At 61.3% G+C, this 22,267-nt stretch carries 20 protein-coding genes and 1 tRNA gene; 7 read left to right on the top strand and 14 right to left on the bottom strand.

What is annotated here, in order from left to right:
- The 3 genes from HBN98_RS20260 to HBN98_RS20270 all read right to left on the bottom strand — a co-directional run bounded on the left by HBN98_RS20260 (position 1) and on the right by HBN98_RS20270 (position 2,342).
- Entirely contained in the window at positions 1-777 is a 777-nt protein-coding gene (locus HBN98_RS20260) for an amino acid ABC transporter permease (protein ID WP_064587562.1), read from the bottom strand.
- A gap of 11 nt (positions 778-788) precedes the next feature.
- The gene (locus HBN98_RS20265; RefSeq protein WP_083369100.1) at positions 789-1,595 is read right to left on the bottom strand and encodes an ABC transporter substrate-binding protein; all 807 of its coding nucleotides are present in this window, start codon (positions 1,593-1,595) and stop codon (positions 789-791) included.
- Positions 1,596-1,673: 78 nt separating this feature from the next.
- A complete protein-coding gene (locus tag HBN98_RS20270) occupies positions 1,674-2,342 on the bottom strand; it encodes a GntR family transcriptional regulator (RefSeq protein ID WP_064587564.1) in 669 nt (222 codons plus the stop codon).
- Between the two features lie 350 nt (positions 2,343-2,692).
- On the opposite strand from HBN98_RS20270, the gene HBN98_RS20275 reads away from it, so the two are divergent.
- Complete coding sequence (locus tag HBN98_RS20275) at positions 2,693-5,320, top strand: bifunctional diguanylate cyclase/phosphodiesterase (protein ID WP_083369099.1); 2,628 nt, start codon at positions 2,693-2,695, stop codon at positions 5,318-5,320.
- Positions 5,321-5,405: 85 nt separating this feature from the next.
- Here HBN98_RS20275 and HBN98_RS20280 read toward each other — a convergent pair whose 3' ends face one another.
- Both HBN98_RS20280 and hchA read right to left on the bottom strand, forming a co-directional pair.
- On the bottom strand, positions 5,406-6,125 hold the full coding sequence (locus HBN98_RS20280; protein WP_083369098.1) for a PA1136 family autoinducer-binding transcriptional regulator: 720 nt from the start codon (positions 6,123-6,125) through the stop codon (positions 5,406-5,408).
- A complete protein-coding gene (hchA, locus tag HBN98_RS20285; protein WP_083369097.1) occupies positions 6,122-7,000 on the bottom strand; it encodes a glyoxalase III HchA in 879 nt (292 codons plus the stop codon). Before hchA ends, HBN98_RS20280 begins: the two co-directional genes overlap by 4 nt.
- Before the next feature lie 188 nt (positions 7,001-7,188).
- Here hchA and HBN98_RS20290 point away from each other — a divergent pair, with 188 nt between their 5' ends.
- Positions 7,189-8,025 carry a PhzF family phenazine biosynthesis protein gene (locus HBN98_RS20290; protein ID WP_083369096.1) on the top strand — a complete coding sequence of 279 codons (837 nt, stop codon included), beginning with the start codon at positions 7,189-7,191 and terminating at the stop codon, positions 8,023-8,025.
- 64 nt (positions 8,026-8,089) lie between these two features.
- Here the strand turns inward: HBN98_RS20290 and HBN98_RS20295 are convergent, their stop codons facing one another.
- The 4 genes from HBN98_RS20295 to HBN98_RS20310 form a co-directional block, all read right to left on the bottom strand.
- Positions 8,090-9,436 (bottom strand): glutamine synthetase family protein, encoded by a 1,347-nt coding sequence (locus HBN98_RS20295; protein ID WP_064587569.1) that lies wholly within the window; start codon positions 9,434-9,436, stop codon positions 8,090-8,092.
- A gap of 23 nt (positions 9,437-9,459) precedes the next feature.
- Positions 9,460-10,017, bottom strand: a complete 558-nt coding sequence (locus HBN98_RS20300; RefSeq protein WP_064587570.1) for a helix-turn-helix domain-containing protein — start codon at positions 10,015-10,017, stop codon at positions 9,460-9,462.
- A 25-nt stretch (positions 10,018-10,042) separates the two neighbouring features.
- A complete protein-coding gene (locus HBN98_RS20305) occupies positions 10,043-11,332 on the bottom strand; it encodes an NAD(P)/FAD-dependent oxidoreductase (protein ID WP_083369095.1) in 1,290 nt (429 codons plus the stop codon).
- 112 nt (positions 11,333-11,444) lie between these two features.
- A complete protein-coding gene (locus HBN98_RS20310) occupies positions 11,445-12,563 on the bottom strand; it encodes an aryl-sulfate sulfotransferase (RefSeq protein ID WP_083369094.1) in 1,119 nt (372 codons plus the stop codon).
- Positions 12,564-12,710: 147 nt separating this feature from the next.
- Between HBN98_RS20310 and HBN98_RS20315 the strand changes: the two genes are divergently transcribed.
- A complete protein-coding gene (locus HBN98_RS20315) occupies positions 12,711-13,820 on the top strand; it encodes a GlxA family transcriptional regulator (protein ID WP_151101565.1) in 1,110 nt (369 codons plus the stop codon).
- A 19-nt stretch (positions 13,821-13,839) separates the two neighbouring features.
- On the opposite strand, the gene HBN98_RS20320 is transcribed toward HBN98_RS20315, so the two are convergent.
- The 3 genes from HBN98_RS20320 to HBN98_RS20330 all read right to left on the bottom strand — a co-directional run bounded on the left by HBN98_RS20320 (position 13,840) and on the right by HBN98_RS20330 (position 17,129).
- Positions 13,840-15,024 carry a DUF2252 family protein gene (locus HBN98_RS20320; RefSeq protein ID WP_083369092.1) on the bottom strand — a complete coding sequence of 395 codons (1,185 nt, stop codon included), beginning with the start codon at positions 15,022-15,024 and terminating at the stop codon, positions 13,840-13,842.
- 63 nt (positions 15,025-15,087) lie between these two features.
- A complete protein-coding gene (locus tag HBN98_RS20325) occupies positions 15,088-16,416 on the bottom strand; it encodes an ATP-binding protein (protein WP_083369091.1) in 1,329 nt (442 codons plus the stop codon).
- Positions 16,413-17,129, bottom strand: a complete 717-nt coding sequence (locus HBN98_RS20330) for a response regulator (protein ID WP_064587576.1) — start codon at positions 17,127-17,129, stop codon at positions 16,413-16,415. The genes HBN98_RS20325 and HBN98_RS20330 overlap by 4 nt, the downstream gene beginning before the upstream one ends.
- A gap of 158 nt (positions 17,130-17,287) precedes the next feature.
- Between HBN98_RS20330 and HBN98_RS20335 the strand changes: the two genes are divergently transcribed.
- Positions 17,288-17,605 (top strand): hypothetical protein, encoded by a 318-nt coding sequence (locus HBN98_RS20335; RefSeq protein WP_083369090.1) that lies wholly within the window; start codon positions 17,288-17,290, stop codon positions 17,603-17,605.
- A 188-nt stretch (positions 17,606-17,793) separates the two neighbouring features.
- Here HBN98_RS20335 and HBN98_RS20340 read toward each other — a convergent pair whose 3' ends face one another.
- Positions 17,794-18,417: a TetR/AcrR family transcriptional regulator gene (locus tag HBN98_RS20340; protein WP_083369089.1), complete on the bottom strand. Its 624-nt coding sequence runs from the start codon at positions 18,415-18,417 to the stop codon at positions 17,794-17,796.
- Positions 18,418-18,576: 159 nt separating this feature from the next.
- Between HBN98_RS20340 and HBN98_RS20345 the strand changes: the two genes are divergently transcribed.
- The 3 genes from HBN98_RS20345 (at position 18,577) to HBN98_RS20355 (ending at position 22,092) form a co-directional block, all read left to right on the top strand.
- On the top strand, positions 18,577-19,959 hold the full coding sequence (locus HBN98_RS20345; protein WP_083369088.1) for an aspartate aminotransferase family protein: 1,383 nt from the start codon (positions 18,577-18,579) through the stop codon (positions 19,957-19,959).
- A 116-nt stretch (positions 19,960-20,075) separates the two neighbouring features.
- Complete coding sequence (locus tag HBN98_RS20350) at positions 20,076-21,368, top strand: OprD family porin (protein WP_083369087.1); 1,293 nt, start codon at positions 20,076-20,078, stop codon at positions 21,366-21,368.
- A 367-nt stretch (positions 21,369-21,735) separates the two neighbouring features.
- Complete coding sequence (locus HBN98_RS20355) at positions 21,736-22,092, top strand: DUF6124 family protein (RefSeq protein WP_083369086.1); 357 nt, start codon at positions 21,736-21,738, stop codon at positions 22,090-22,092.
- A 72-nt stretch (positions 22,093-22,164) separates the two neighbouring features.
- Here the strand turns inward: HBN98_RS20355 and HBN98_RS20360 are convergent.
- A tRNA-Sec gene (locus HBN98_RS20360) sits at positions 22,165-22,260 on the bottom strand.
- Positions 22,261-22,267 lie beyond the last annotated feature (7 nt).

Below are 22,267 nucleotides of genomic sequence, written 5' to 3' on the forward strand. Positions count from 1 at the left end.
TTAACGTCCCCTCAGCAGTTTAAGGGTGCTGCGACCGAACATCCGGCTGGAGGCCGGCGGCGGCGCGGAAGGTCGGTCCGACTGACCGAAGCGATGCTCCAGCCAGCGCTGAAAGAAGCCCCACAGCGTGGTGAGCAGCAGGAAATAGATCGCCACCACCAGGTACAACTCGAACACCCGAAAGGTTGCCGAGGTGACCATCTGCGTGCTGAGCAACAACTCCTGCACCCCGATCACGCTGACCAGCGTGGTGTTTTTCAGCATCACGTTGAACTCATTGCCCAGCGGCGGCACGATCACCCGGAACGCCTGCGGCAGGACGATGCGGCGCATCAGTTTGGCGAAGGTCATGCCCAGTGAACGGCCGGCCTCGTACTGGCCCTTGTCCACGGCGCCGATCCCGGCACGAATGATCTCGGCCATGTACGCACCTTCATTCAGGCCCAGGGCGATGATCGCGGCCTGGATGTTGCCGGGGATCACCAGCCCGAACAGCTCGATGTCTTCGAAGCGAAAAATCCCGCCCGCCGCCAGCGCCGTGTAGAGGAAAACGATCTGCACCAGCAACGGCGTGCCACGCATCAGCCACACGTAAAAACGCACCGGCAGATGCAGCAAAGGGTTCTTCGACAAGCGCAACAACGCGGCGGCCAGCCCCAGGACACAGCCCAGCAACATCGCCAGCACACTGATCAGACAGGTCAGCCACAGCCCGGTGAGGTACACCCCACTGGGCTGCAACAGGTACTGCCAGAACACATCCCAATTGAAATTCATCACCGCTTACCTCAATCGAGTGTGTCGCTGGAAACGTGCCATTTACTCAGGAGTTGGTTGTAGCTGCCGTCGCTGCGCATGTCGGTGATGATCTGCTGCACGGCGGCGCTCAACTGCGGATCGTCTTTGCGAATGCCCAGGCCGGTGAGGATCCGGCTGAAGGCCGGAACGCCTTCTTCGAACAGGTCCGGAGCCATCGCGGCGTAATACCCGGCGGTTTCGACCGTCGTGCCGTAAGCGTCAACCTGATTGATACGCAAGGCCTGAAAGGCATCGGTGTCGGTGTTGTAGACCACCAGTTTCATCGGTGGCTTGCCGGCCTTGGCCAGGCTTTCATTTTCGGTATCGAGCAAGGTCTTGATGGTCGAACCGTTGAGCACCGCGATCTTGTGTGTGCTGAGGTCCGCCAGGGTCTTGAGCCCTTTCGGATTGCCCTTGGGCACCACCACCGCTTGACTGGAATACATGTAGTTGACGATGTCGATCACCTCGCGGCGCTCGGGCTTGTCGAACAACTGGTCGACGATCATGTCGCACTGTTTGGCGAGCAATGCCGGGAGCAATCCGGAAAACGGAATCACCCGCCAATCGACTTTTTTGTCGCCCAGACGCTTGGCGATTTCCAGCCCCAGATCGACGGTCAGGCCCTTGGGTTTTTGCGCTTCATCGAAGGACACCAGCGGCGGTGAATCCATGCCCGAGCAATAGGTGAGTTTGTCGACCTTGACCAGGCGCTCCGGCACCGTGGGTGCGGCGACCGCCCACTGTGTACAGAGTCCCAGGGAAATTGCAGCCAGTAACAGGCGAGACGTATGCATGACCAGACACTCCAGTTCGGTTAGTAACGGGGCAGTACTCAAAGTCAAAACATCGGCGGACTCGTGTCCGCTCTGTGGTTATTTTTCCGATTGCAGAAACTTGATCAGCTCCGGCACCGTGCCTTCGATGTGTTCGCGCACCACGGCTTCGGCCTTGCTGGCGTCACCGGCGCGAATCGCATCGAGGATCATCTGGTGTTCCTGGCGGGCACTCAGGGGCTTTTCAATGTGCTGCAGCCAGAGGCGCATCGGCGCTTCGATCAGCGCGTACAGCGCGCTGATCTGCTTCACCAATCGTGGTCGGCCGCTGAGGCTGCACAGGTATTCATGGAACTTGCGGTGGCGGCTGACCCACGCCGCGCTTTCCTCGCGGTAGTCATCCATTTCATCGAGCAGTCGCTCCAGGGCCGTCAACTGACGCTCACTGATTTTTGGCACCGCGACGCGCATTGCCAGCCCTTCCAGCGCACTGCGCATCTCGAACACTTCGTGCATTTCCTCGACATCCAGACCGCTGACCACGGCGCCACGGTTAGGCCGCAACGTCACCAGCCCCTGTGCATCGAGACGGCGAAAGGCTTCACGCACGGGCATCCGGCTCATGCCGATTTCACTGGCAATATCTTCGGCGATCAGCCGGTCGCCCTTGCGATAACGACCACCGCAGATGCCTTCAAGCAGAAAGTTGTAGGCCTCTTCCTCGGCGGTCATCGGTTGACGTTGGTCGTAGGCGGGAGCGAATTGCATGGCAGCACCTTTTGTCTTTTTGTATCCAATTATCCACGGATGCAAAACAGCACATTGCGTGCCAGATGCCTGCATTTCGAGCCAAGGAATTGATTTGCATGATTAAAGGTTAAAGACGTGCGGCAACCTGCAAAGCGCATGTGCTACCTGTTGGCCCAATGCGAGCCCCGCAACGGTGCAAAACGGTAGCCAGGTAACACCGCCTGATCAATCGCCTGGCGCGCGAGGCAAAATCCCCAGCTTTCACTACGCTTGGGAAATCCGCCCTGGCGCAATCACATCAAACACATTGAACATTGCCCGGGGACCGCTGTTCCAGATGATTCAGACAGAGAATCAAGGACGAACATATGGATGTCTTCGCGCCCGCGCTGCCTGTTCCACCCCGGCAAAGCACAATCACCCGCCGCCTGGTGTTCGCGGTCGGGACGCTGTTTGTGGTGGGCGTGATTGCGGTCACCGGCACTTTGCTCAGCATCGCTGCGCGTCTGGATCGCGAGGACGCCGAAGAAACCCGCTTCTACGCGGCGCGCGCTCTGGAAAACCGTATCAGTGCCTCAAAAAGCTATATCAACAGTTACGCCGACTGGACCACCGCTTACGAACACCTGCACAGCAAAATCGACACCGACTGGGCCTACACCCAGCAGAACCTCGGTAAAACCCTGTTCACCACTGACGGCTATGACGGCGTCTTCGTGCTTGATCGCGCAGGCACCCAGTACGCCGTGGTAGAAGGACAGCAGGATGACCGCGACATTTCGCACTTGCTCAAGCTCTCTTCCGCCACGCTGATCGACAAGGTGCAAAACCAGTCCGACCTGACCGTACCGATCGGCACGTATGCGCTGTTCGATGGCTGGCCGGCACTGGTCACGGCCGCCGCGATCCTGCCCAATGATGAACGCCCCGTAGGCGACCCCAGGCAGACCTCGGTGCTAGTGTTCGTTGACAAGCTCACGCCCACCAAGCTGCGGGCGATTGACGTCGCTTATGGTTTGCAAAACCTGAGGCTGATCCCGGACGAACAGCTTCCCGGCGATCTGCCACGGGTACGGCTGGACAATACCGGTTACAGCCTCACAGCGGATCTGGAGCGACCCGGACAGCAACTGTTGTGGTCATTGCTGCCGACCCTGGGCGCGATATTGGTGGTGCTGATGCTACTGACCGCGTACTTCCTGCGCCACGCATTGCGCTCCTCCCGTTACGTCGACCACAGCTTCAGCACATTGCAGGCCTCGAACCATGCACTGGAGACAGCCAATCAAGCGCTGGAAGCCAGTGAAGAGCGCTTTCGTGCGGTGGCCGAAGCGGCATCGGACTGGATCTGGGAAGTCGATAACCAGCTGCGTCTGACCTATCTCTCGGCGCGCTTCAGCGAAGTGACCGGTTACCCGCAAACCCAGTGGCTGGGCCAAGGCATCGGGCAACTGGTGTCGTGCGATACCACGCCACTGGAGTTGTGGCTGACAAAGCTCAGCGAAGACAGCAATACCAGTGACCTGCGCTGCACTTATCGCGATCACGCCGGGCAGCAACGTCACTGTCGGTTGTCGGCGCGGCCGATAATCGACAAGCATGCCGTCAGCGGTTATCGCGGCACCGCCAGCGACATCACCGATGAAGTCGCCGCCCACGCGCAGATCCAGCACCTGTCGATGCACGACGCCCTCACCGGCCTGCCCAATCGCAACCAGTTGGCACGCTATCTGGATGACGCGCTGCTGCTCAAGGAGCACGCACCACCGCTGTCGCTGCTGGTGATCGACCTCGACAACTTCAAACCGATCAACGATTCCCTCGGCCATCCGGCCGGCGATGCGGTGCTGCAGGAAGTCGCCAGTCGTCTGCGCGAATGCACCCGTGAGCACGACATCGTCGCGCGCCTGGGTGGCGACGAGTTCGTCGTGGTGCTCAATGGCATGGACAGCCGCCACGAAGTCGACCGGTTCTGCATACGGCTGGTCGAGAGCCTGCATCAACCGCTGATTTTCGAACATCACCCACTGCACGTGGGTGCGAGCATTGGCATCGCCCTGAGCCGGCGTCAGGGCTTCGTGCCGAGCGAGTTGATCCGCTGCGCCGATATCGCGCTGTATCAGGCCAAGTCCGAGGGCAAAAACACCTGGTGCTATTTCGAAGCACACATGAGTGACCAGATCCAGTCACGCCGGCAGATGGAAAGCGATCTGCGCGGTGCGCTGAAGAACGACGAATTCGTCCTGCACTACCAGCCGCGTTATACGGTCGATGGCAAACACATCGTTTCGGTCGAGGCCTTGGTGCGCTGGCAGCATCCGACCAAGGGCCTGCTCGGGCCGGACCTGTTCATCGGTCTGGCGGAACAGACCGATCTGATCGTCCCGCTGGGGCGCTGGGTGCTGCGCGAAGCCTGTGAAACCGCGCTGACCTGGCCGGCGGACATCTTGCTGTCGGTCAACCTGTCGCCAGCACAGTTCGCCCTCAGCGATGTCGTCGAGGACGTGCGCGAAGCTTTGGTGCAGACGCGTTTCCCGGCCATTCGCCTGGAACTGGAAATCACCGAAAGCGTGATGCTGGTCGACACCAACGGCGCGCTGGCCGCCATGAATGCGCTCAAAGAGCTGGGCGTACGGCTGAACATGGACGACTTCGGCACCGGCTACTCATCCCTCGGTTACCTGCGCGCTTACCCGTTCGACGGAATCAAGATCGACAAGCGCTTCATCGCCTCGATCAGCCACGGCGCCAATGATCGCGCCGTGGTGCAGGCGATTATCGGTCTGGGCAAAGCCATGGGCCTCACCGTGACCGCCGAAGGCGTGGAAACCGAAGAGCAGCTGGACATTCTCGGCAAGGATCAATGCAACGAGGTTCAGGGGTATTTCATGAGCCGGCCAATCGACAAGGCCGCGTTCGCACAGTTGTTGAAGGACTCGCGAGGTGCCCATGCCGAACACATCATTAATGAGTCAACTCGCGCTCATCGACTTTGACGGTCTGTGAAGTGCAGCAGCACGTCTATGGTTTTACGCGGCAAAGCATGCCTTTGCATGAATCAACGCGATCTGTTTTTGGCGCCTACCCGTCAATCTCGCCGTTACGAATCGCCATCATGATCGCTTGCGCCGTCGTCGCGACTCCCAGACGTCGGCGAGCTGAGCGCAGGTGATTTTCTACGGTCCGTTCCGATAAACCAAGAGTGGCTGCTATATCCGACTGCCGCCTGCCTGCTGCCGTCCAGCTCAGCACTTCACGTTCGCGCCTCGAAAGCGTTTTGAGCACCTCGGCAACTGGGGCCTCCAGCAATCGTCGGGCGGAGAAAAATGCCGCTGTCGCCACGATCGTCAACCCGATGCGCACCCGTGGCGACCCGTCGACCGAAATACCGCCCAGGCTCATGGCGCCTTCAAGCCCCTGAGGTCCGAATACCGGCACCTGCAAACCCTGGATGCCCGGGCCGCCAGGGGACTTGATGATCTGATAATGCGCTTCCCCCTGCCCTTGCATCTTGCGCCAGAAGAAGGCTTCGCGAGTCTTCAGAATATGGCGAGTCACCGGGCAATGGCGAACATACGTCTGGGCATCAACGTCTTGCCCGCAGCCAAACCAATCGCCTTCGACCCAGTAGATGCGCTCAAGCACTTCTTCGCTTGCCGATGACGCCGAAAACAGTACGAATCGATCATAGCCGAAGGGGCTGGCGAACCCCCGCACAGCCTTCTTGATCGACTCGAGCTTGTGCGCCGCCTCTATCTCGAGAACGGCGCGCATCAAAGCCTCGGCGGGCTCCTTGTTCACGCCCGCTCGACCTCGTTCAGGAGTGCCGCTGCAGCCAATTTGCCCAGATTGTTGCCTGCCAAAGGGCTGTCGCCGGTCAGCAGCTTGCGGTCCCTGAATGTCGCCCCGGAAATATCCTGATTGACGATCTCGACCCCAAGCGCCTGCAACTGCTCGCCGAACTTCCAGGTCAGATGCCCCGGCATGTATCCGATGTCTGGTGTCTTCGCATCGAGACTGTCGGGAAACGCGCAGATCTTGTAGCCATTGAAGAGGTACGAACTCTTGGACTCACCAACACCCGCTGCCAGCAAGGCCGCAGGCCCGTGGCACAACGAAATCACAAACTTGTCGTTGGCGACAGCCCACTGCAATACGGACTTCACATCGGTACTTTCCGGCAGTCCGATCAGTGCGCCGTGGCCACCTGGTATGAATACACCGATGTAGTCCGAGTTTTCTCCCAGCGCTTTATCGATCACTTCAGCCAGCTTCAGGGGCTTTTTGAACTGCTCGCGGTATTTTGCATAAAAGCCCTGTATCTCAGTATCTTCAGAAGGCATTGCCCAATATTCGAATTTCACCGGATTCCCCGACAAGGTCGCGATATCGAAGGCGAAACCTGCCTTATCGAGGTGATACATGGGCAATAGAGTTTCGACCGGATGATTGCCCGTAGAAAACATCGTGCCGTTGTCGGTCAGCAGATAGCGTTCATCAGCACCGATCAGCAAAACCCTCCAACGGCCCTCTTTATAGGGCTCGGGATAGTCTGCATCACTGAGATCCGACTTCGTGGAGGTGAACTGGCTCAGCGAATAGGGTGAAGGAAAAAAAGCGTTGTCCTCCGCTTTATCCGGGACGGGGCGCTTGTCGTCGTTCTGCGGGTTAGTCATGGTCTTCTCCGTAAATGCGCGAATGGCGTTAACCATGCTAGTCACAGGAATGAGAGGTCACAATGAGGGTTTCCCCTCAATGATAAGCGTTGAATCCAGACGCTCTTTAATTATTGCTGTGCAGCGATTAGCCTTGGCCTACCCACCCGGTTCAGCTGTAAACCGCCCCTACCTGCAAAGGACATTCAATGCCGCTTTCTCTGCCGTTCGAACAAGTCGATGTGTTCGCCGATCACTCCTACGAAGGTAATGCGCTGGCCGTCGTGGTGGATGCCGATGAGCTGACAACCCAGCAGATGCAGGCATTTGCCCGGTGGACACAACTCAGTGAGACGACTTTTCTGTTGAAGCCCGAGGCGCCGGGGGCGCATTACCGCGTACGCATCTTTACCCCGCTGCGCGAGTTGCCCTTTGCTGGCCACCCGACCCTGGGAAGCTGCAAGGTTTGGCTGGCCAAAAACGACAACCCGGAGCATGTCGAGATTATTCAGGAATGCTCGGCGGGCTTGATTCGGGTACGCAAGCAAGGCCCGCATCTGGCGTTCTCTGCGCCGCCACTGGTGCGCAGCGGACCGCTGGACGCAATGACGTTAACTCTGATCGAACAAGGGCTCGGTCTCGCCGCTGGACAGATCCGGGCTAGCCAATTGGTAGACAATGGCCCGGGCTGGGCGGGTGTGCTGCTGACAAATCGCGAAGAAGTGCTGGCGATCAAGCCCGATTACGCCGCACTGCAGGGGCTGAATGTCGGCGTCATCGCTCCGTGGGTGGGTGGCGAGTCTGAAACGGACATAGAAGTCAGGGCCTTCATGGGCGAGGAATGCACCGAGGACGCCGTCACGGGGAGCCTCAATGCAAGCCTGGCTCAGTGGCTGATCGGCGCGGGCATCCTGAGCGACCGTTACACCGTGAGCCAGGGCACTGCGATGGGGCGCCGTGGCCGACTGCACATCGAAAGGGTTGACGGCACCGTCTGGGTGGGCGGAGCAGTACAGCACTGTATGTCGGGCCGAGTGGTCTTTTGATGAACCATGAAACTCAGCGGCGCCGAATTCCATTCGACCACCGCTGCACCTGCTGAATCAGAACTCACAAATACCAGCGATACTCCCGCGCACTGATCTCCTGCATGAACGCCAGGTGATCCTGACGCTTGTTCTCGCAGTACACGTCAACGAACTCGGCGCCCAGTCCGGCCCGCAATTGCGGTTGATTGTGCAGGGCGCGCACGGCGTCGAGGATTTCGGTGGGGAAAGCGATGCCGCTGTTGCGGTCGTCGTTGAGGGGCGGGATCGGTTCTTTGCCGGTTTCCAGCCCGTGTTCCAGGCCCACCAGAATTGCCGCCAGCACCAGATACGGGTTGGCGTCGGCGCCGGCCAGGCGGTATTCGATGCGCAGGTTTTTCGTGTCCGACTCGGGAATGCGCAGGCACGCGTCGCGGTCCTCATAACCCCAACTCGCTTTGGTCGCGGTGTTCACCGTGCCGCTCAAGCGGCGCATGGCGTTCTGGTTCGGCGCGAAGATCGGCATGCTGTGCGGCAGCAAGTCCAGACACCCCGCCACCGCGTGGCGCAATGACTGTTGGTGATTGGCGGCCAGCAGGTTATTGCCCGCCGCGTCATACAGGCTGACGTGCACATGCATGCCGCTGCCCGGATGTTCCACATACGGCTTGGCCATGAAACTGGCGCGGTAGCCGTGCTTGAGCGCAACGCCACGGGTGCTGCGACAAAACAGCGCCGCCCAGTCAGCGGCACGCAAACCGTCGTCCAGGTGGCCGAAATTGATCTCGAACTGCCCCGGCCCCAGCTCGGCGGTGATCACCGTGGCGTCGATGCCCTGGGTCCGCGCGGTTTCGACCATGTCGTCGAGCACCGGGGCGAACCGCGACAGACGCTCGATGTGCATGTTCGGCTGGTCATCGGCGTCGTCGCTGAGTTCGTCGCGGGGGAATTGCGGCAGGCCGTCGCGCAACTTCTTGTCGAACAGGTAGAACTCCAGTTCGAACGCCACCACCGGATGCATACCTTTGCGCGCCAGACGGGCGAGCACTTGCGCGAGCACCTCGCGGGGTTCGAACTCGATCGGTTTGGCGGTGCCGTCGGAGGTGATCAGCATCTGTCCCAGTGGCTGCGCTTCCCAGGTCACCGGTTTGAGTGTGCCCGGAATCAGGCGACGCACGGCGTCCGGGTCGCCGTCGTTGAAGCAGTAATCGCCGATCTTGAACAAACCGCCCTGCACGCCCAGCAGCACGCAGTTTTGCGGCAGTTTCAGTGCGCTGCCGGCGGCGACTTTTTCGAGCATGTCCACCGGGTAGCGCTTGCCGTAGAAGTGCCCGGGAATGTCCAGGGAGATCAGGTCGACATAACGCACCTCGGGGTAGCGTTGGCGAAACGCACGCACTTCGGCGAGCAGGTCAGAGCAGACAGCGTCCATCGTCGGTGGTCCTTTGGTTGTTATCAGGTGTAGACCCAGAGCACGCGCGTGAGCTGCTGGGTGAGGTTGCCGTAACGGCAACGGGCGTGACTGGCGAATTGAAAGCTGTCGCCGGCGCGCAGCGTAACCGGGTCTTCGTCATCGCCCAGCCACAAGGTCAGTTCGCCTTCGAGGACGTAGCCGCCCTGCTCCGAGCTGTCGCTCATGTGTCGGTCGCCACTGCTGGCGCCCGGTTCCAGATGACTTTCGAGCATGGAAAACGACGCGCGCATCTGCGGCGACACCAGAATGTCGGTAATGCCATTGGCGTAATACAACGTGCGGCGCTCGTCCGGGCGGGTGACCCACGGCACCTGCTTGGGCTTGGGCAGGCTGTAGAAATAGGTGGTCGGCACGCCCAGGGTTTCGCTGATCGCGGTGAGGTCGGCCACGGTCGGACGTGACAGCCCACGTTCGACCTGCGACAGAAAACCCACCGAGCGGCCGATTTTGTCGGCCAGCTCTTTCAGGGTGTATTTCTTGTGCTTGCGCAGGTCGTGAATCAGGATCGCCAGCGCAGCGATTTCTTCTTGCTTGTTCATGGCCGGGATTCCAGAAAAAAATTCATCAGATGCTGTCGCGCAGTCGATACCAGGCCTTGCCGATGGCTTCCAGTGGCGCGGCGAGGTATTTGCCACCGGGAAACCGGCCATTGCTCAGGCCCTGATACAGCGCCAGTTCATCCCCCTGGCCGAGGATCGCGTCGGACACCGCCCGGGCCGCCGCCAGCGTCGGCAGCACGCCGTGGCCCGAGTAACCCTGCAGCCAGTAGCGGTTGCCCTCGCAGCCAACGTCCGGGGTGCGATTGATCGTCAGGTCGATGTGCCCGCCCCAGGCAAACTCCAACTCGACGCCTTTGAGCTGCGGGAACACCCGTTCGAGAAACGGCCGGGTCGCCGCCGCGATGTCCTTGGGCATGCCGCCGAGGTAAGTGCAGCCTCCGCCGAACAACAAGCGGTTGTCCGGTGTACGACGGAAGTAATCGAGGACGAACTGGTTGTCGGTCACGCAGACGTTGCTCGGCAGCAATGCAGTGGCTTGCTCCGGCGTCAGCGGCGCGGTGGCGACTTGGTAGGTGCCGACCGGCAGAATGCAGGCGGCCAGTTGCCGGTCGAGTTGATCGAGATAGGCGTTGCAGGCCAGCACCAGCACATCGGCCTTCACCGCACCGCGCTCGGTATTGACCCGAAAACCAGCGCCCTCCTGCTGATAACTCAACGCCTTGCTCTGCTCGTAAATGCGCCCGCCGGCACGCTCGATCGCAGCGGCCAGGCCGAGGGCCAGTTTCAGTGGATTGAGGTGTGCGCCTTCAGGGTCATACAGTCCAGCCTGATAGCGCTCGCTGGCGACCCACTGCGGCAGGTCTTCGCGGGGAATGAATTGCAGGGCGTCGTGGCCCCACTTGTGGCTGGCCTCGTGTTGCCATTCGGTCAGCAGACTGACGCGACGCGGCATCACCGACGTCCACAGATGCCCCGGACGATAATCGCAATCGAACCCGTGACGCCCCGGCAGTGTGCGCAACTCTTGTGCAGCCCAGCGCATGCCGTCCCACAGGCGTTTCGCCCGCTCATGCCCCAGCGCGGCTTCCAATGGTGGCATGTCACACGACCAGCCCAGAATCGCCTGCCCGCCATTACGCCCCGACGCGGCCCACGCCACACGACTGGCTTCCAGCACGGTGACGCGCTTGCCGGCCAACGCCAGACGCAGCGCGGTGTGCAAGCCGCTGAACCCCGCGCCGACGATCACCACATCGCTGTCTTGCGCGCCCTCCAGCACCGGTCGCTGACTGAGGAGATCGGCGCAACTGTGGGCGTAGTAGCTGTCGACATGGCGCTGGGATTGCTGAAACATTCGCGGCCTCGTGAAATTCTGTTCTTGTAATTTCATGAAAATCTACAGAACAAATTTCACGGCGGCAACCGCAAAGCGTCTCTGGCCGGTTAAATCGTCAGCGACCCGCGCCTCAGTCACGCAGCCATGGCAGGTCTTCACGCTGATAGCGATGCGCGCGGAAAATGGCGTTGTTCTCGCCCGGCAGATAGCGTCGCGAAGGCGCATCGGGATAGCTGGCGAAGTGCGGATTGACGTACTCCCAAACCACTTCACCGGCCGGGGTGACTTCGAACAAGCGGCCGAAGTTGGCTTCGGTCACCAGCGTGTTGCCGTTGTGCAGACGCTGTGCGCCACCCATGAACGGGGTGAAAAACGCATAGCCCGGGGTATCGGCGTATTGCCATTCGATGCGTTGGGTGGCCGGATTGATTTCGACGATGCGTGAGTGCGGCATGCTCACATGCGGACGGAAGATGCCGTTGTCGAACACCAGCACGTTGCCGTTTTCCAGTTCACTCGGGCAGTGCTGCTGCGCGACCAGGTCGTGGCCCAGACGCCACAGCACCTCGCCGCTGCCGCGCTGCACGGCAATCACCGAAGACACACTGCGCAGACTGAGAAGCACTTTGCCGTCGCGGCCCGGGGTGACGGCATTGGTCATCGGCCAGTGATGGCGTTCAAAGCACTCGTGCAGCGGGTAATCCTCGGGACGCAGGTGTTCCCAACTGCGCCATTCCCAGACCACCTGACCCTGACGATCGACTTCCTTGACCACGTCGGCGTAAATCACCCCGCCCGGCGCCTCGCTGCCGGGAATACCACCGACCACCCGACCGGCCAGTTCCGCGCTCAACGGCTCGGCGGTGGTGTACAGCAGGTGGCCGTTGTCCAGCCATTGCGCGTCGTGGTGATGCAGCAGATCGGTGTGTTCCCAGACCACCTCACCGTCGGGGGTGACTTCGCTGAACGCACCGCCATGCCACACCGACCAGCCCGGGAACAGATCCGGCGAATCGGGGTGGTTGCCGTTGTAACCGAGGTTGCCGTTACGCAGGATTACCGCGTCTCGGCCAGGGCGCTGCGGCAGTTTCCAGCGATGGACGACTTCGCCGTCCAGGTCGATCAAAAACACATGGCCGTCCGCCGTTTGCGGGCCGAACAAGGTGTAGCCGCCGGCACTGCGGGCATGATCGACCGCGATCAGGCCGCTTTTCTGGCGTTTGCGGGTGGTGCGTTCAAGTGTCGGCATGGCGTACTCCAGGCGGGCAAATCCGGGCCGGGCGCAAGGCGGCCGGTGCGTCCGGTAATCAAGGCAGAGAAGTGTTGGCAGCAGGCGCTTTTAACGGCATTGTCGTGCGTTCATTCCTGCGCTGAATTCAGTATGTCGAGGCCCGCCGTGCCGCTCCATGCCAAACACCCCTCCTTTGCTGCCATGTCGGACACCTCGCCGCTGCCTGAGCGCACCGTGGTGGTGTTGGCGTTCGATGATCTGCTGTTACTCAACGCGGCCGGTCCGCTGGAAGTGTTTGCCGCGATTCCTCGGGTGCTGGCCGGGGACTTCATCGCCCACCCGCCCTATCGCTTGCTGGTGGCGTCGCCGCGAGGCGGTCAGGTCATGTCGATTTCAGGCATCAGCGTCACCACGTGTTCGCTCGAACAGATCGACCAACTGGCCCCGCTGATCGACACCTTGATCGTTGCCGGTGGCCCGGGCATGGCGGCGCTGGAGGCCGACCGGCCCGCCTGCGACTGGCTAAGCCAGCGCGCACCGCAGATTCGCCGTCTCTGCTCGATCGGTACCGGCAGCTTCGCGCTCGCCGCGGCCGGGCTGCTCGATGGCCGCAAAGTCGTGACCCACTGGAAATTCGCTGATGAGTTGCAGGCGCGCTACCCGGCCGTGCAGTGCCAGACCGATGCGCTCTATCTGCACGACGACAACCTCTGGACGTGTGGCGGCGCCACGGCGGGCATCGATCTGGCGCTCGGGCTGGTGGAACAGGACCTCGGCGCCCACGCGGCGTTGGCGCTGGCGCGCTATTTCACGGTGTTTTTGTGGCGTAGCGCTGAACAGCCGCAACTCAGTGCGTCACTCAACGCCCAGGCCAAAGCGTTGCGTACCGATCCGGATGTGCGTCTGGCGCGTTTGCATGGCTGGATTGCCGCGAATCTGAACGGTGATTTACGCGTGGAACGGCTGGCCGAGCAGTTCGGCATGAGCCCGCGCCACTTTGCTCGTGCGTATGTCGCCGCGACCGGAGAAACACCCGCACAAGCGGTGGAGAATTTACGTCTGGAGGCCGCCACCTGGTTGCTCAAGACCACCCGCGAGCCGATCAAGAGGATCGCTGAAACCGTAGGGTTTGGTCGGGAAGAACGCATGCGCCGTGCGTTTCAAAAACAGCTTGGCCTAAGCCCGAACGCTTATCGCAGTCAGACGAATGCACCGCTTGCCGGGCCGCGCCAAACGAACACTGTGACGATTACTCTGGAAGGGCTGGCCCGGTAAGGGTTTGCCGATGTTGCGATCAATGCTCCAGCGCATAACGCCGGCAATGCTCCAGATAGCCCTTCTCATGCTGACCAACCAACTGCACGACACTCGACCACAGCCACGACGGCGCATCCAGGGTCTTTGAACGACAGGCCTGCAGCTCGCGCATCCACGACGCCCGTGTGCTCAGGTCCATCTGCCGGGCGTGAGCCAATCCCACCACGCGGGCCAGATACCCGGCGGCCAGCATCGCATCGGTCTGGCTCAATTGATCCAGCTCCAGTTTCATGTCCTGGGGCAGCAGTTCGCGGATAAAGAAACCATGCTCGAGCACCCGGGCCGCCACCATCCGGTTGCCCAGGCCCGGCGACAGACAGCGGGCGCCTTCGACCACCCGTTTGCCGTTGTCTCGGGGCATCGCCGCGCGAGCCACCCGTGGGGCGGCGGCGGCGACGGCTTCCTTGATGTCGAGCAAGCAATACTCCTGATCGTCGTCCTCACCGACACCCAGCAACACCGCATAACGCTTGAGCCCCAGCGAACTGCAGCCTTTGACCCAATAGGCCGAGTCGAGCATTTTCACCCGGTCATCCTTCGAGCGGCCCTTCAGTGACGTCACCAACGTGTGCAGGTCTGGCGTGGCGCACAGCGTCTTCAGCGCGCTGCGCTCTTCCCGTGACAATGACCAGAAGTGTTTACCCAGCGGAATGGTCGGTTTGGTGCTCTCGATGCGTTCCTGGGCCAGGTGCTTCCAGGTGCGCTGCACCGCGCTGCGCATCCCGGCTTTCACTTGCGCGGGACGTGGCGGTTCTTTATCGACATCGTCTTCGAAGGCCTGCTCGTAACCGCGCATCATCTCTTCGAGCATGCGCGCCGTCGCCACGCCGGGCAGGTCCGAGCCACGGGCGGCGGTGGCCAGAGACAAGGCCAGGCGCACCAGATCATGCGCAGGGTTGCCGATAACGGTCTGGTCGAGGTCGCGGATGTGAATGTCGATCCGCCCTTTCAGGTCGCCGGTCGGCCCCAGATTGCCGGCGTGACAATCGCCGCAGATCCACACCGCCGGCCCTTGCGGCAGGCTGCGGCCCGGCTGGCTGTGCAGCCATTGATAAAACTGAACCGTGCTACCGCGCACATAAGCGTGCGCGGAGCGAGCCATTTTCAGATTGCGCAGTTGTGACAGCGGTTCAAGGCGTGCGGAGGGCCGTGGGGTTTTCATGGACGCTTCTTGCAGTGGATTGTGTCCTGTTGACCGCTCGTCGCCCGCAAATGTTTCAAAGTATTACAAAGGCAGTTCAACCTTGGCCAGCAACCCACCGCCACTGCGGTTGCTCAACGTCAGCTCCCCGCCCTGCTCACGCACGATAGCCCGCGCCGCCGACAACCCGAGCCCGACGCCGCCGGTTTCACGGTTGCGCGAGGTCTCGAGGCGGAAAAACGGGTCGAACACCCGCTCCAACGACGCTTCAGGAATCCCCGGGCCGTTGTCGCTGACGTCGATGCAGACGCTGTAGCCATCGCTGCTCAGGGCAATCGCCGGCTGCTGCGCATACTTCTCGGCGTTTTCCAGCAGATTGACGATCACGCGCTTGATCCCCAGTGGCCGGCCTTCGTACACCAGATGCGCCGGGCCCTGGAAATCGATGGCGATGTGCTGGTCGCGGTAGTCGTCGATGATCGTCTGCAGCAGCTCCGACAGGTCAAACGCGGTGGTTGGCTCCGGCTGGGTGTCTTCACGAAAGAACGCCAGCGCGGCGTTGATCATCGACTGCATTTCTTCGATGTCGCGGATCAGTTTGCCTTGATGATCGAAATCTTCCATGAACTCGCTGCGCAGGCGCATCCGGGTCAGCGGTGCGCGCAAGTCGTGGGAAATTGACGCGAGCATGTGCGTGCGTTCGCTGATGTAGTGCTGAATCTGCGCCTGCATGGTGTTGAAGGCGATGATCGCCTGGCGGATCTCGTCCGGGCCTTCGACCTTGATCGGCGGCGCACGCAGATCGCCGCCAAAGCGGCGGGCAGCGCTGGCAAAGCGTTGCAGCGGGTGGGCCAGTTGCCGTGTGGCAAGCCAGGCCACCAGCACCGTGGCGATCAGGCCGAGGGCGATGATGATCGCGATGCGCGTGCCGACGTCCAGGCCCCAGGAGCGCTCGGGCGACGAAAACAACAGCCAGCTGGCATCCGGCAGCTGAATCAGCGCCGCGTAAAGAGCCGCCGGACTGCCGCTTGGCCAGTCACCGGGATTGAACACCCGAATGGGTCGATCGTCGCCCAGCAACTGATGCAACACCGACGTCTCGCCGGCCATGAGCAGCGTGCCACTGGGTGGCAATCCGAGCTCGGCACGCTGCGCGCTCCACGTCACCTTCTGCTTCGGGCCGCTTGCCGCTTGCGCCAGTTGCGCGCGCAAAGGCGCGGGTGCGGCCTCGATCACCTTGACGGTGGCGGCAATCTGCTCCAGCAACCCGGTGCGTTCAATGGGCGGTCGCGCCCAGCTCCCCGCCACCTCCACGAACAGGAAATTGAGCGCCAGCGAAGCGAGCATGGCCGCGACAATGGTCAAAGCAATCCGCCGACTCAGTGGGTCGCGCCGCAGAAATCGACGGATCACGAGCGCGTGACCGTGGCCGTGAACAGATAGCCGCCGTTGCGCACGGTGCGGATCAGGTCCGGGCGTTTGCTGTCCGGCTCGATCTTGCGGCGCAGGCGGCTGACCTGCACGTCGATGCTGCGATCGAAGGCGTCGTGGCCGTGACCGCGAGACAGGTCGATCAGTTGCTCGCGGGTGAGGATGCGCTGCGGGTGTTCAAGAAACACCACCAGCAGATCGAACTCGCCACCGGACAGCGGAATCATCACGTTGTCCGGAGAACGCAGCTCGCGACAGGTGATGTCCAGATGCCAACCGGCGAAGGCGATCACCGGCCGCGACGGCTCGCTCCCCGGGTTGACCTGCTCACCGGCGCGACGCTGCACGGCACGCAGGCGGGCCAGCAGTTCACGCGGGGCAAACGGCTTGGTGACGTAGTCGTCCGCACCCAGTTCAAGGCCAACGATGCGATCGCTCAACTCGCCCATGGCGGTCAGCATGATGATCGGAATGCCCATCTGCGCCCGCACTTTCTGGCACAGGCTCAGGCCCCCTTCGCCGGGCAGCATCAAGTCGAGAATGATCGTGTCCGGGCGCTGCTGCGCAATTGCCGCCCACATCGCTGCGCCGTCGGCGGCCACGTCGACTTCGTAGGCGTGCTGGACGAAGAACTTCTTCAGCAGGGCAAGAACTTCCACGTCGTCGTCGACGATCAGCAGTCTGCTCACGTTCATGGATCCTCGGGCCAAAAAAGAACGCATCTAAAACTATTCTGGCGCCCGGGTCATTTATTTCAATCGAGCAATATTCCGTCATCTCGGACATCAAGCGGACATGCTGCGGCAAAACCCATCAGGCACCCTTCACGCCATCGACAACCGGGGGGCATTCAATGAGCGCATTGCACAACCGCTATACCGCCGAGGGCCACGACGCCCGCTATCCGTTGATTCTCAGCCAACGCACCACGGCGCCTGAGCGCGACTCACCGTTGCTGTTTCAAGAGTTTTGCCTGGGTTTGGCGAACGACCAGAGCCGGATTGTCCTGCGCCGCTATTTCGAACAATACGGTCCGGCCGATTCGCAATGGGTGGAGTACGTGCATTCGATTCCGACCGCCGACCTCATCCACTGGATCATGACCCACGGCAAGCTGCACATCGAATGCTCGGAGAACACTCCGCCGGCCGGGCAAGGATTCGCCCGATGAAGTGATCTTGGTCACTCCTGCGTCGCGCTTCGGCGCTATACATCCAGTTATTTGTGGTGAGGGAGCTTGCTCCCGCTCGACTGCACAGCAGTCCTCCTCAAGAGCGGGGCCGCTTCGCGCCCCAGCGGGACGGTGCGACGATCCGACAAGCTCCCTCGCGACGGGTTATGTGTTGGGTTTTCAGGGTTTCAAGCTTGCGCCTGCTGTTCGCTGCTCAAAATGCCATGGCAGATCAAGCCCAGAACACCGCGCATGTGTTCGGCATGTGCTGCCCTGTCCGGCTCAGGCTCGGTCGCCAGCCGGATGAAAGCCATGTTCGCGTACTGGTTGAACAACGTCGCCGCCACGTCCAGATCGACCGTCGCACGCACCTTGCCCTGCGCCTGAAAATGCCCGAGCAGCGCCTTGGTCTCTTCGATTACCGCCGCATTCCACGGGCTCAACGCCTGAGCCAGTTCGCCGGTCAGCAGAAACGGCGCCAATTCACGCCACAGCGAGGCCGGCATCGCTTGCAGTTGGTAATCGGTCATCAGGCCCTCGAACTCGCACAGCGCCTCCAGCGGATCGCTGTCGTCATCGAGATTGGCTCGGGCATCGCGCATCGCCTGCTCGTCCGGTTGCTTGAGCAACGCCAGCAAAATCTCCTGCTTGCCGCCGAAATAGTTGACCACCGTCGGCGCGGAAACCCCGGCCTGATTGGCGATCTGCTCCAGCGTGGTGGCGCCGAAGCCGTTACTGATGAACAGCTCCAGCGCTGCCTGCGCGATGACTTCCCTGCGCTGTTCCTTTTGCCGTTCTCTGAGCCCGCTCATGGTGCTGGTGTCCTGTGTTGCTGATGGGCGTCAGCCTACGGATTTCTTTTTTTACCGACAAATATTTTCTTTACAAAAATATTTTTAAGTGACAAATATTGACCGTGCACCGCTGGAATGAACGCGCACCCACCTGCCCCGTTTCTCTGGAGAACCGCCATGTCCGCCGAACTCGATCCGACCCGCAGCACCCGCGATTATCAGGCCGCCGACGCCGCCCACCACATCCACGCGTTCGTCGATCAGAAGGCGCTCAACGAGGAAGGACCGCGGGTGATGGTCAGTGGTGATCGCCTGGCGCTGTGGGACAACGACGGCAATCGGTATCTGGACGGCATGTCCGGTCTGTGGTGCACCAACCTCGGCTACGGGCGCAAGGATCTCGCCGCCGCGGCAACGGCGCAGCTGCAACAACTGCCCTACTACAACATGTTCTTCCACACCACCCACCCGCAGGTGATTGAGCTCTCCGAGCTGCTGTTCAGCCTGCTGCCCCGGCACTACAGCCACGCGATCTACACCAACTCCGGCTCCGAAGCCAACGAAGTGCTGATCCGCACTGTGCGCAAGTTCTGGCAGGTGATGGGCCAGCCCGAGAAGAAAATCATGATCGGCCGCTGGAACGGCTACCACGGCTCGACCCTGGCCGCGACGGCGCTGGGCGGCATGAAGTTCATGCACGAAATGGGCGGCACCATTCCCGACGTGGCGCACATCGACGAGCCGTACTGGTTCGCCCACGAAGGCAATCTCAGCCCGGAAGAATTCGGCCTGCGCGCCGCACGGCAACTGGAAGACAAGATCCTCGAACTGGGCCCCGACAAGGTCGCCGCGTTCGTCGCCGAACCCTTCCAGGGCGCCGGCGGCATGATCATCCCGCCCGCTACCTACTGGCCGGAAATCCAGCGCATCTGCCGCCAATACGACGTGCTGCTATGCGCCGACGAAGTCATCGGCGGTTTCGGCCGCACCGGCGAGTGGTTCGCGCATCAGGCCTTCGGTTTTGAACCGGACACCCTGTCCATCGCCAAAGGCCTGACCTCCGGTTACATCCCCATGGGCGGGCTGATCCTGTCGCGGCGCATGGCCGAGGCACTGGTGGAAAAAGGCGGCGTGTTCGCCCACGGCCTGACCTATTCCGGCCACCCGGTCGCGGCCGCCGTGGCGATTGCCAACCTCAAGGCCTTGCGCGATGAAGGCGTGGTCACGCAGGTGAAAAACGACACCGGGCCTTACTTGCAGAACTGCCTGCGCGAAGTGTTCGGCAACCACCCGCTGGTGGGTGAGGTTCAGGGTGTCGGGCTGGTGGCGGCGTTGCAGTTCGCCGAGGATAAAGCCACCCGCAAGCGTTTCGCCAACGAGAACGACATCGCCTGGCGCTGCCGCACGATTGGCTTTGAGGAAGGTTTGATTATCCGTTCGACCCTGGGCCGGATGATCATGGCCCCGGCGTTGATCGCCACGCGGGCGGAACTGGATGAACTGGTCGACAAGACGCGCATCGCGGTGGATCGTACGGCGCGGGAGTATGGCCGCCTGTAACCCATATCCCCTGTAGAGGGAAATCAGGTATGCCTTGAACTCAGCACATCGGCTCAATCCAGCCCGGTTGATCTTGCCCATCATCAGAGACCTTCCCTGATTGTCGGTCCCTCACGATGGCTCTCTCAACACCACGCTTTGCGCTGTTGGCCCTGCTTTGCGCAGCGACCGACAGTGCTTTGGCTAATGACTTCTTCGACGACGCCAAAACTGAAGGGCTCAGCCGCAACTTCTACCTGAGCAACGACTACCGCTCGCCCTCTCCCGCTGGCAAAAACTATAAGCAGGAATGGGCTCAGGGTTTTATCGGCACGTTCACTTCCGGATACACGCCGGGCGATGTCGGCTTCGGCATCGATGCCCATGCTTTTCTTGGCCTTAAACTCGATGGTGGCAAAGGTCATTCCGGTACCGGCCTGTTGCCGGTCGACAGCAGTGGCCGCAGCGAGCCGGATTACTCCAGCGCTGGTGGCGCCTTCAAACTCAAGGTTTCGCGCACCACCCTGGCGTTCGGCGAAATGACCGTGGAAACCCCAGTATTCGACACCTCGGACAAACGCCTGCAACCGGAATACGCCACGGGCCTGCTGCTCAACAGTCGGGAAATCGATGAAGTCAGTCTGGTGGCCGGGCACTTCACCGCGTTCAAGAATCAGGACAGCTCCTCTGGGCACGGCGATTTTTATGGCTACGGTGCCAACACCGAGGCCGGCGGGATCAGTTTCCTCGGCGCTGACTTGTTCGGCGACAGTCCCGTCGGTGGTTCGCTGTACGCCTCGGAACTGACCGACACCTGGCATCAGTACTACGGCAATCTGCATTTCAAACAGTCTGGCGTGCTGCTCGATGCCAACCTCTACCACACCCGTAATACCGGCCGCGCGCTGGCCGGCGCGATCGACAACACAGCATTCAGCCTGTCCGGCAAATACACCTTCGGCCCGCACGCAATGCTGCTCGGCTGGCAGCGCGTCAACGGCAACACGCCGTTCGATTTCGTCGGCGGCGACTCGATCTACCTCTCCAACTCGATCAAATACGCCGACTTCAACGGCGCCGGTGAACGCTCCTGGCAAGCACGCTACGACCTTGACCTGGGCGCGTTCGGCATCCCCGGCCTCACCTTCATGACCCGCTACGTTTCCGGCAGCCACATCGACGGCACCCACGCCCCCGAGGGCGGCGCGTACAACCCGTTCGATGCCGAGCGCGGTCAATACCAACCGCAGCAAGGCGCTGGCGGCAAACACTGGGAGCGCGATATTGATCTGAAGTACATCGTGCAATCGGGCGCGGCGAAGGACCTGTCGGTGCAGCTATCGCATGTCTCGCACCGAGCCAACGAGGCGCAGGCCGGGGATGATATTGACCGGATTTATGTGGTGATTCAGTACCCGCTGGTTTTTTGATGGCTCGTGGTTAAACAGCACCGTTTAAGCAACACTTCCAGACACTCTCACAGCCTACACATCCTTGCGTCGTTGCCTACGGCTACGCCAGAATCCGCCGGCTTGTGCGCTTTGGCCCGGGTCTCTATCGTTTTCGGGTCGCTGACATATTCAGCGATCGGGTTTAGCGACTCGAATTATTTAAAGGCGCATCAGCACTCCAGGCTTCGTTGCGGGCTTATGTCCGCAATCTCGCTATGGTGGCTGTATGCGGGAGACCTTCGGGTCTACCGGGTGCCTTTGACCGGTTCGCTAACCTGCGTACAGCCGCCACCCTCACCTGTTTAGCGACAGACGTTGGCGGCTCATCCAACAAAGGAGCTTCACCATGTTCAAGGTAACGCCCAACCCGCCAGACTCAGACCCGACGTCACCCTACGAAGCCATCGACTCGAAAAAACTCCACGAAGCTGCCGACCGCGCTCTCGATCATTACCTCAAACCGCCCACCCCAGACATTTCCCGCAAACCCAGTAGCCTGTTCCACGTCGACCCCGGTGCCGACAACGAGACCTTGCTGGTTCACGCCAGTGAATCGCTAGCCTCGGCCAGCGTCATGCTCAGCGATTTCGCCGGTTTGCTGGATGCGCCGTACCGCAACACCCTGCTGGGCATTCAACAAGTGGTGATGCTGGGCGAAATGACCGTCAACCGCGCCCTCGACAACCTCGACCCGCCCGCCTGAAAACCCAATCCCCTGTAGGTCTTCGCGAGCAGGCGAAGGCCTACAAGGAGGTTTGCGGGGCGTCGGGATAATTGGCGGAAGGCAGCCGGAGTCGAACCTGCCCGGGAACGGATGCCGTCCCCAACCGGGTTTGAAGCCCGGCCGCGCCACCGGGCGCGATTGCCTTCCTTTGAAC

Origin of the sequence: Pseudomonas koreensis (assembly GCF_012986595.1) — a bacterium.
GTDB classification, from domain to species: domain Bacteria; phylum Pseudomonadota; class Gammaproteobacteria; order Pseudomonadales; family Pseudomonadaceae; genus Aquipseudomonas; species Aquipseudomonas koreensis.

What these genes read in the sequence shown, in the direction of transcription:
- HBN98_RS20275 (WP_083369099.1), top strand. Translation starts at nt 2,693, where the DNA reads ATGGATGTCTTCGCGCCCGCGCTGCCTGTTCCACCCCGGCAAAGCACA.
- HBN98_RS20305 (WP_083369095.1), bottom strand. Translation starts at nt 11,332, where the DNA reads ATGTTTCAGCAATCCCAGCGCCATGTCGACAGCTACTACGCCCACAGT.
- HBN98_RS20335 (WP_083369090.1), top strand. Translation starts at nt 17,288, where the DNA reads ATGAGCGCATTGCACAACCGCTATACCGCCGAGGGCCACGACGCCCGC.
- HBN98_RS20355 (WP_083369086.1), top strand. Translation starts at nt 21,736, where the DNA reads ATGTTCAAGGTAACGCCCAACCCGCCAGACTCAGACCCGACGTCACCC.
- HBN98_RS20295 (WP_064587569.1), bottom strand. Translation starts at nt 9,436, where the DNA reads ATGGACGCTGTCTGCTCTGACCTGCTCGCCGAAGTGCGTGCGTTTCGC.
- HBN98_RS20345 (WP_083369088.1), top strand. Translation starts at nt 18,577, where the DNA reads ATGTCCGCCGAACTCGATCCGACCCGCAGCACCCGCGATTATCAGGCC.
- HBN98_RS20330 (WP_064587576.1), bottom strand. Translation starts at nt 17,129, where the DNA reads ATGAACGTGAGCAGACTGCTGATCGTCGACGACGACGTGGAAGTTCTT.
- HBN98_RS20290 (WP_083369096.1), top strand. Translation starts at nt 7,189, where the DNA reads ATGCCGCTTTCTCTGCCGTTCGAACAAGTCGATGTGTTCGCCGATCAC.
- HBN98_RS20270 (WP_064587564.1), bottom strand. Translation starts at nt 2,342, where the DNA reads ATGCAATTCGCTCCCGCCTACGACCAACGTCAACCGATGACCGCCGAG.
- HBN98_RS20310 (WP_083369094.1), bottom strand. Translation starts at nt 12,563, where the DNA reads ATGCCGACACTTGAACGCACCACCCGCAAACGCCAGAAAAGCGGCCTG.
- HBN98_RS20320 (WP_083369092.1), bottom strand. Translation starts at nt 15,024, where the DNA reads ATGAAAACCCCACGGCCCTCCGCACGCCTTGAACCGCTGTCACAACTG.
- HBN98_RS20340 (WP_083369089.1), bottom strand. Translation starts at nt 18,417, where the DNA reads ATGAGCGGGCTCAGAGAACGGCAAAAGGAACAGCGCAGGGAAGTCATC.
- HBN98_RS20350 (WP_083369087.1), top strand. Translation starts at nt 20,076, where the DNA reads ATGGCTCTCTCAACACCACGCTTTGCGCTGTTGGCCCTGCTTTGCGCA.
- HBN98_RS20265 (WP_083369100.1), bottom strand. Translation starts at nt 1,595, where the DNA reads ATGCATACGTCTCGCCTGTTACTGGCTGCAATTTCCCTGGGACTCTGT.
- HBN98_RS20260 (WP_064587562.1), bottom strand. Translation starts at nt 777, where the DNA reads ATGAATTTCAATTGGGATGTGTTCTGGCAGTACCTGTTGCAGCCCAGT.
- HBN98_RS20300 (WP_064587570.1), bottom strand. Translation starts at nt 10,017, where the DNA reads ATGAACAAGCAAGAAGAAATCGCTGCGCTGGCGATCCTGATTCACGAC.
- hchA (WP_083369097.1), bottom strand. Translation starts at nt 7,000, where the DNA reads ATGACTAACCCGCAGAACGACGACAAGCGCCCCGTCCCGGATAAAGCG.